General features: G+C 30.2%; 6 protein-coding genes. 1 reads left to right on the top strand and 5 read right to left on the bottom strand.

What is annotated here, in order from left to right; translation table 11 throughout:
• Positions 1-74: 74 nt before the first annotated feature.
• The 5 genes from J5G60_RS14835 to J5G60_RS14815 all read right to left on the bottom strand — a co-directional run bounded on the left by J5G60_RS14835 (position 75) and on the right by J5G60_RS14815 (position 5967).
• Positions 75-1199 (bottom strand): DegT/DnrJ/EryC1/StrS family aminotransferase, encoded by a 1125-nt coding sequence (locus tag J5G60_RS14835; RefSeq protein ID WP_150358550.1) that lies wholly within the window; start codon positions 1197-1199, stop codon positions 75-77.
• 6 nt (positions 1200-1205) lie between these two features.
• Positions 1206-2381: a DegT/DnrJ/EryC1/StrS family aminotransferase gene (locus tag J5G60_RS14830; protein WP_150358551.1), complete on the bottom strand. Its 1176-nt coding sequence runs from the start codon at positions 2379-2381 to the stop codon at positions 1206-1208.
• A gap of 81 nt (positions 2382-2462) precedes the next feature.
• Positions 2463-3668 carry a MerR family transcriptional regulator gene (locus J5G60_RS19235; RefSeq protein WP_150358552.1) on the bottom strand — a complete coding sequence of 402 codons (1206 nt, stop codon included), beginning with the start codon at positions 3666-3668 and terminating at the stop codon, positions 2463-2465.
• A gap of 338 nt (positions 3669-4006) precedes the next feature.
• Positions 4007-5407 carry a hypothetical protein gene (locus J5G60_RS14820; protein ID WP_150358553.1) on the bottom strand — a complete coding sequence of 467 codons (1401 nt, stop codon included), beginning with the start codon at positions 5405-5407 and terminating at the stop codon, positions 4007-4009.
• Positions 5404-5967 carry a sigma-70 family RNA polymerase sigma factor gene (locus tag J5G60_RS14815; RefSeq protein ID WP_150358554.1) on the bottom strand — a complete coding sequence of 188 codons (564 nt, stop codon included), beginning with the start codon at positions 5965-5967 and terminating at the stop codon, positions 5404-5406. The genes J5G60_RS14820 and J5G60_RS14815 overlap by 4 nt, the downstream gene beginning before the upstream one ends.
• Before the next feature lie 238 nt (positions 5968-6205).
• Between J5G60_RS14815 and J5G60_RS14810 the strand changes: the two genes are divergently transcribed.
• Positions 6206-7840: a PucR family transcriptional regulator gene (locus J5G60_RS14810; protein ID WP_150358555.1), complete on the top strand. Its 1635-nt coding sequence runs from the start codon at positions 6206-6208 to the stop codon at positions 7838-7840.
• Positions 7841-7974 lie beyond the last annotated feature (134 nt).

Below are 7974 nucleotides of genomic sequence, written 5' to 3'. Positions count from 1 at the left end.
ATATAAATTATTTATATATTTTGGACTTCCCATTTCAGAGAAATCAGAAATGGGAAGTCCCAGTAAATAATGGCCTATTTTTTATAAAATCTCTTTATGGTAGAGCATACAAAGTCCACTTCATTTTCTGTTATCTCAGGATATATTGGAAGTGCCAGTATTTCCTTTGATACTTTTTCAGCTACCGGAAAATCACCTTCTTTATATTTTAAATAATTAAAGCATTTTTGAAGGTGAAGTGGGATTGGATAATATATGCTCGTGCCTATATTATTTTGTTTTAAATATGCAGCCAGTTTATCACGACTTTGTGCCAATATGTTAAATACATAATATACGGGTCTTTGTTCTCCTTTTACACTAGGTATTTTTATATAGTCACAGTTATCAAGTCTCTCTTTATACCAAGTTGAGACTTTTTCCCTTTTTTCAATAGCTTCATCTACATATTTTAATTTAACTGACAGTACAGCGGCCTGTATTGTATCAAGTCTTGAATTATAACCCAAATAGTCATAGTGATATTTCTTGGAAGCTCCATGAACCCGGAACATCTTTGCCATTTCAGCCAGTTTGGCGTCATTTGTAACTATCATTCCTCCATCACCGTATCCACCTAAAGTTTTAGTTGGGAAAAAAGAAAATATACCCATGTCACCTATGGTACCCGAATGTCTATATACATCATTGTTCTTGCCCTTCCATTTCATACCAAAGGCTTCTGCAGCATCTTCAAGTACGACTAAATTGTTCTTAGAAGCCAGATCGGTTACCTTATCCATATCCGACATCTGAGAAAATAGATGTATGGGAAGTATACCCACAGTGTTGGGGCTTATTTTTTCTTCAATTTTATTGGCATCTATATTAAATGTGTCTTCATCTATATCTACAAAGACAGGTTTTGCACCGCCTTTAGCTATACAGGAAGTAGAAGCAAGAAAAGTAAAGGGAGAAGTTATTACTTCCTTTCCATTTTTGAATCCCAGTATGTCTGAAGATATAACCAATGCATCCGTTCCTGAAGCTACGGAAACTGCATATTTAGCACCGGTGTATTTTTTTATGGCATCTTCAAAATCAGTAACTTCTCTGCCCATTATGAAATTTCCGCTGTTTAATACAGAATGTATTGCTCTGTTGAATTCATCCTTTTTTTCAGTATATTCTCTTGTAGGTGTAAAAAATTTAACTTCCATATATATTTACCTCACTTTCTCTACTACTTTAATGAGTTCCTGTGCTACATATTCAGCATCTTCTGGTAAAAGTGTTGAATAGAGGGGAAGAGTTATTTCATTTGCATATTGTGAATAGGTATTTGGATAATTGTCTATAGAATATCCAAGATTTCTATAAGCTGTGAACATTGGCAGAGGTGTAAAATGTACATTTGTAGCAATGCCTTTTTCTGCAAGAATCTGTATTACACTATTTCTATTTTCTTCAGTAAAATCTCTCAGTCTAAGTGGATATAGATGATAGGATGTAACCTTATCATCATTTTTTTCAAAAGGAATGATTGCCCAATCTTTATCTTTCAATGCATTGGTATAAATATCGAATATGTTTTTACGCTTTTTTAAAATATTTTCGTATCTGGAAAGCTGAACGAGACCTATTGAAGCGTTTATATCAGCCATATTGCATTTTGATCCGACAAACAACACATCATATTGCCATGCTCCTGCTTTGGTCTTTGAAAGAGCGTCCTTGGATTGACCGTTTAAAGACATCAGTTTAAGTTCCCTGAGAAGATCTTTTTTGCCAAACAGATGATTGTCATTAAAAGTTACTGCTCCACCTTCGGCAGTGGTAAGGTTTTTTACTGCATGAAAGGAAAAAACATGGGCATCTACCTGGTCTCCAACTTTTTTCCCTTTGTAGGATGCACCAAAAGCATGAGCAGAATCGGATACCAGGAGTATATCTTCACGTCCCTTATCCTTTAAAACCTGTTTTATGGCATCATAATCCACTGGTACTCCTGCAAAGTCTACAGAATATATGGCCTTTGTATTTGGTTTTATAGCGTCATACAATTTTTCAGGGTCAATTAAAAAATCGTCTTTTTTTACATCTACAAAGGTGGGAAGTATCCCGCAGTGAATAGCTGCACTGGCGGTTGAAGTATAAGTATAGGGAGTGGTTATTACGTCATCACCTTTTTTTATATCAAATACCTTGAGTAGAATTTCAAGGCCTGCAGTGGCATTTGCCAGTGCGAGAGCATGATTTGAACCACAGTATTCAGATATCTTTTTTTCAAATTCAGCAGTTTTAGGTCCCGTAGTTATCCATCCGGATTTTAAAACATCTACTACTGCGTCTATTTCAGCTTGTGTAATATCTGGAGGAGAAAAGGGAATTTTTTTATTCATAAATATCAAGTCCTTTCTACTTTTAATTTTTAGTCTGATAGTTAACATTGCTAACACGTAGTGGGTGAACTCCACATGAATTTAAGGCTCACTTGATTTAATACCTTGAAAAAAACCAGTGTCCTTTGTTATATAAATATATCCATTTTTGTCTATCTCAGACTGTAAAAAGTTTTTGAGATTGTGGAGTTCGGTTTCATCAAGTATATTTTTTGTATTACCTGGCATTGAAAATATATAATCTGCAAGAGGGCCGGAGGAAGTTACCTTCAGGTTGTCCTTGTATCTTTTTAAAGTTACATTTTTAAACCATTTTGAAACTTCTGCAAGACCATTTTCAAGTTGAAATTTTTCTGTAAGATTCCAACTGTCTGTAGTTATTTCCTGTGAATTAAATCTTTTGACAATATCCCTCATTTCTTTCATATGATTTTTACCAACTGTAGAGGCATAAAAATATCCATTTGGTTTTAAAACCCTGTAAATCTCTGAAAAAGCCTTGTCTATATCGGTTACGTGGTAAAGCATATGGTTGGCGATTACTACGTTAAAACTGTTTTTATTATAGGGGATGTCCTGTGCATCTACTAATTTAAATTTAAATCTCTTTGAATTCAAATTTTTTTTTGCATCTTCCAGCATACCCGCAGAAAAATCAGTGAGAGTTATATCCCATGCTTTTGGAATTTCACACAAATTTTTTGCCCATAATTCGCCGTTGCCACAGCCAATTTCCAATACAGTGGCTTTATCCGGTAGATTTAATTGTTCGAAAAACCAGTTCATCCAACCCTGTTTGTTAGTGCTGAAAAGTTCATGTATTCTAATTCTGGCATTTAAATTGGAGGCATTTTCATATTGTTCTATCCATTTTTGATCTATATTTATTACATTTATTATGTTTATGAATTTATTCCAATTCAATTCTTTATTTTGGTCCAGCATACAGACAGCCTCGTCTATGGATTTTATTACAGTCTTAATGTGATATATTTTTTCTTTCATTATCTCTTTTTGTATTTCCAAAGATTTTTTTAAATCGTTGTGATTTATATCGTAATTCATTATCCTGGAAATATCTTCGAGAGAAAGCCCTATAAACTTAAGAGTCATTATCTTTTGCAGTTTGCTAAAATCCTCAAAACTGTACAATCTATGTCCATATTCATTATAAGAACATGGTTTTAAAAGGCCAATTTTATCATAATATCTTAAAGTTCTCAAAGTGACACCAGATTTTTTGGCAAATTGACCTATACTAACTAAGTCAGATTTTGGAACAGACACAGTAAATCACCTCTACTTAAACTATTGTACCACATTACGTAAGGTAAGGTGCAATACCCTATTTTATGATTGTATTTGGATATCAATTTCAAGTTATGAATATATTAAAAGTCCAAGATATGACGGTATTTTCACATATACATGATTTAAATATATAGCTGCATGCTACTGTGACAAAATATTTGCTATGGATAACGTAGTCTATGTGCCATAGACAAAGTTAGGCCGTATCGAGATTTTTGCAAATCAAATCTGGATACGGCTGCTATTTTTAATTAACGTTACTTTTTTATATAGGCATTTTCTGGATGAATGTCATATAGAAATAAAATAGAAAATTATTTAATTGTTGACGGCAGATTTATTTCAAAAGGACCAATTGAAGAAAAAGATCCGTTGATTTCATTTAATTGTAAATTATCGCCTATATCTTTTTCCTTTTGAAGAATATGTTTAATTGTACTATTATGTGATCTACAGTGATTGTTTCCATTTTGTCCTATGGTAACACTTCCCAAGTACATATCCCAAGTTTGCAATTTTGAACTGCTGTCATTTATATAACTGTAAATTAGTTCTACAGTGTTATCTGATAGGCGTTCAATACTGACGATTTTATACTTAATTCCCTTATATTCACCAGTTTTATTTAAAATGCTTTTTCCTGATTTGGGAACATCCAAGTCTATCTTAAAATCATTATTTTTACCCATGTAATCATTTTGAACATGATATACTACCTTTGGAACAGTTAATTTTAGCTTTTTACCGGTAAGCTTGCTCAAATCAAATAAAGATTCATTTCCCTGGTCTAAATAGTTGGTATTGTTATGTCCGTATACTGCGTTATTATATTCATCAGAAATTATAATGAGGGAATCCTGTATGGAATTATTATTTATTAATTTTGTACTAGTTGGTTCCTTGAATCCCCATTGCTTGCCTTCTTCAAAGGTTCCACAATTAACTTTATCTATTCTTTTAGATTTAAAATCTGGTAAGGTATCTGTAAAATAGTAATCTACTTTTAAAATATTTCCCTCCTTTTTTAATGAAGTCACATTTAATGTAGTTATTCCATTAGTTGCAGTATATAAGATTTTTGATTCAGGAGCTTCTTTAAAATCAGAATTTTTTAGCTTGAAAGCTGCTTTAGTAAATTTCCTATCATTATCTAGAATACTTAAAGTATAATTATTGGAGTTTTTTACTTTGCCGTTGTACTCTAGCCTATATGAGCCTATATGATTATCTGGCATCATGGCAAGATTATCACTCCTGTGAAGTTCATAGGAATTGCCCTGTTTGTCTCTAATAATGTAATAAGAGGGTTTAAGTTCTTCTGGTTCAATGGTTAAAGTAACTACGATTTTGTTTTTGTCTACATACATATTAGCTAAAGTTATATTACCCTGTTTAAGACTGTTTTTAAGAATTTTCGGGGTATCTGAAGAGATCTTTACTTCTCCAATGCCGGATATAACAGTGAATTTTTCTATCATGTTAGCTAAGACATCTTTCTGGGATATAATTATAGGACTAGCTATCAAGAGGATAATAGCTGCCGCAACAAAATTTCTTTTAACTTTGGATTCTTTAGGATTTACTTTGTCAATAATATTTTTGCAGATTCTTTTCTTTTCAATTTTATTAAGTTCTATATTGCTAAATTCATTTTCCCTTATATTAACATCATTTAAAAGCATTAATACATCATCTTTATTTAAATTTAATTTCATTTTGATACCTCCATTTCACCTGAAATATTTAATTTTTTTATGAGTGAGTTTTTAGTGCGCCATAATCTATTGTAAACAGCACCTTTTGATAAATTAAAATTTTTACATAGACTTTCCATATCTTGATCTAAAATATATTTTCGTATAAATAGTTCTCTGTCCAATTTATGCTCATATTGTAAAAGCTTTATTAATTCTTCTTTTTTTTCCTTTGATATATACTCGCTTTCAATATCAGTCTTGGAGATTAAGGTTTGTTCTTCTATTTGAAGGTTATTCTGCTTATATAAGGTTCTTTTATAATCTATAGCCTTATATTTACTTACAGCTAAAAGCCAATTTTTAAATGAAGATTTTTTAGAATTATATAAGTGGCTTTTATTCCATATTAAAAGATATATATCATTAATACATTCTTTTGCATTTTCATAATTATCATTTCCAAGTACATCTAGTACAATTTTAAAAACTAAATTGCAGTAAGTATTAATTATGTATTCCAGGGCTGCAGGATTTTTTTTCTTAAGTTCTAATAAAAAGTTTTTATCATTGATTTTCATCTTTAACTCCTTCCGTCTTATTATCTCACTAATTAATACGAATAATATGGTTAGTATTTCACTTGATGTTGGAAAAAAATATTACTTTTCATGCGTTTATACTGAAGAAATGAAATATTATTTATAAAATGATGTGTTTTTGTGCTTTGTGTTGTATAATACTTAGATAAATCCAAGTATAAAAAAAGTTAAACATTAGATGAAAAGTGGGAGATCTGTTGTGAAGAGGTGAGAAAAAATGGACATAAATTCAAAGAACTCTAATAAATTAGATTTAAAAAACAGTTTACTTGTAAGAGAAGTTTTAAGTATACCTGCCTTTGAATCCGGCAGAGTTATAGCTGGAAAAAATGGACTTGACAATGAGTGCAGGAATATAACGATAATTGAGACTCCAGATGGAATAGAATGGCTGGAAGGTGATGAATTTTTACTGAGTGCTGGATATGCATTTAAAGATAAAAAAGATGAATTGGACAATGCTGTATACAGGGCATATAAAAAAGGGGCTGCTGCACTTGCAATTAAGGAGAAAAGATATATAGATGTTATACCGCAAAAGATGATAGATCAATCAAATGAATACAATATTCCACTTATAGTATTACCTTGTAATTTTATATATACTAAAGCTTTAAGCAGTTTCTATAATTCACTTTTATATAAAAAAAACAAGCATATATATGAATCAAAAAAAATGCATGATAGATTGCTTAGACTTATGTTAGAAGATAAAAATGCTGAAGATACGATTAAAGCATTATCGGAACTTACTGGTTTAAGTATAATAATTTTGGATTCTGTTTTTAATTTAGTATACAAAAATATAGTTGAAAAACTTTTCGATACAGTCAATGACATGGTCAAAAGTAAAGTAAAAGAATTTGCTGCAAATAAAATGCATGACCATGCTAAAATAAAATGCTATGGTTATGATGTCTATATATATAGATTGTCTTATAATAATAAACTTTTAGGGTATATGTATGTTATTAATAGATTATCTAAAAATAGTATTTATATGGATGTAATTGAAAATGGGAAAAGAATGCTTGAATTGAAACTGGCAAAGGAAAAGAACAAGCCCTTGAATATAGTTAATGTAAATATGATGATAACAAATATGATTTTAAATAGTAGAAATTTACCAGATAAATTTTATTCTAATATAAAAAATGACTATGGATGGAGTGACAAGAGTAGATTTATTGGAATTTGTATAAATGTAAATCGTGGTTTAAAAAACGATTCAAAAATCTTAGGCAATCAATTAAATGAAGAAATATGTAATTTGATTGCAAGGATTTTTAATGGTCATGGTTTTTTTATTACGGAAGAAAATAGCAGGATAATTTTGTTTTTTTGTCTGGAGGATGTTGTATCTCTGGATTATGTAGTAAAAAAAATAAACAACTACATAAATAATTATAATAATAGTATGAGAGTGTTTTTCTCAGTATCAAGATCGTATGACGATATAGTAGATATACCGAAGATGTACAATGAATGCTATATAGCATCGTTGTTTAATACCAAAAAGAATATAGTACTATATTATGACTCTTTGGATACAATAAAATTACTTTATCCATTAAAAGAGAATATGCAAACTTTTGAATACTGTAGTAAAACACTAGGTGGAATTAAGGAATATGACAGTAAAAATAAAAGTGAACTACTTAGAACATTGGAATGCTTTTTTAAATACAACATGAAAAAAAAGCTGGTGGCTAATAAATTACATATACATCCTGAAACTTTAAGATATAGATTGAATAAGATAGAAGATTTAACCGGATATTCACTTCACAGTTCAGAGGGAATATTTGCACTTCAAATTGGAATTAAGCTCTATCGCATGATAAAAGACTAAAATTTTTAAATTAATAAATATATAAAATAAAAAATCAAAACATATTAATAAAATCAATATATTTATGACAATGCGTAAATATTTGTATTTTATTTAATAAAATAACATAATCTTATATTTTCTTAAAAATGATT

Source organism: Clostridium sp. HV4-5-A1G (genome assembly GCF_900184915.1).
Taxonomy (GTDB): domain Bacteria; phylum Bacillota; class Clostridia; order Clostridiales; family Clostridiaceae; genus Clostridium_B; species Clostridium_B aromativorans.
The sequence above is the reverse complement of the archived record's forward strand: the minus strand, read 5'-3'. Positions and strand labels throughout refer to the sequence as shown.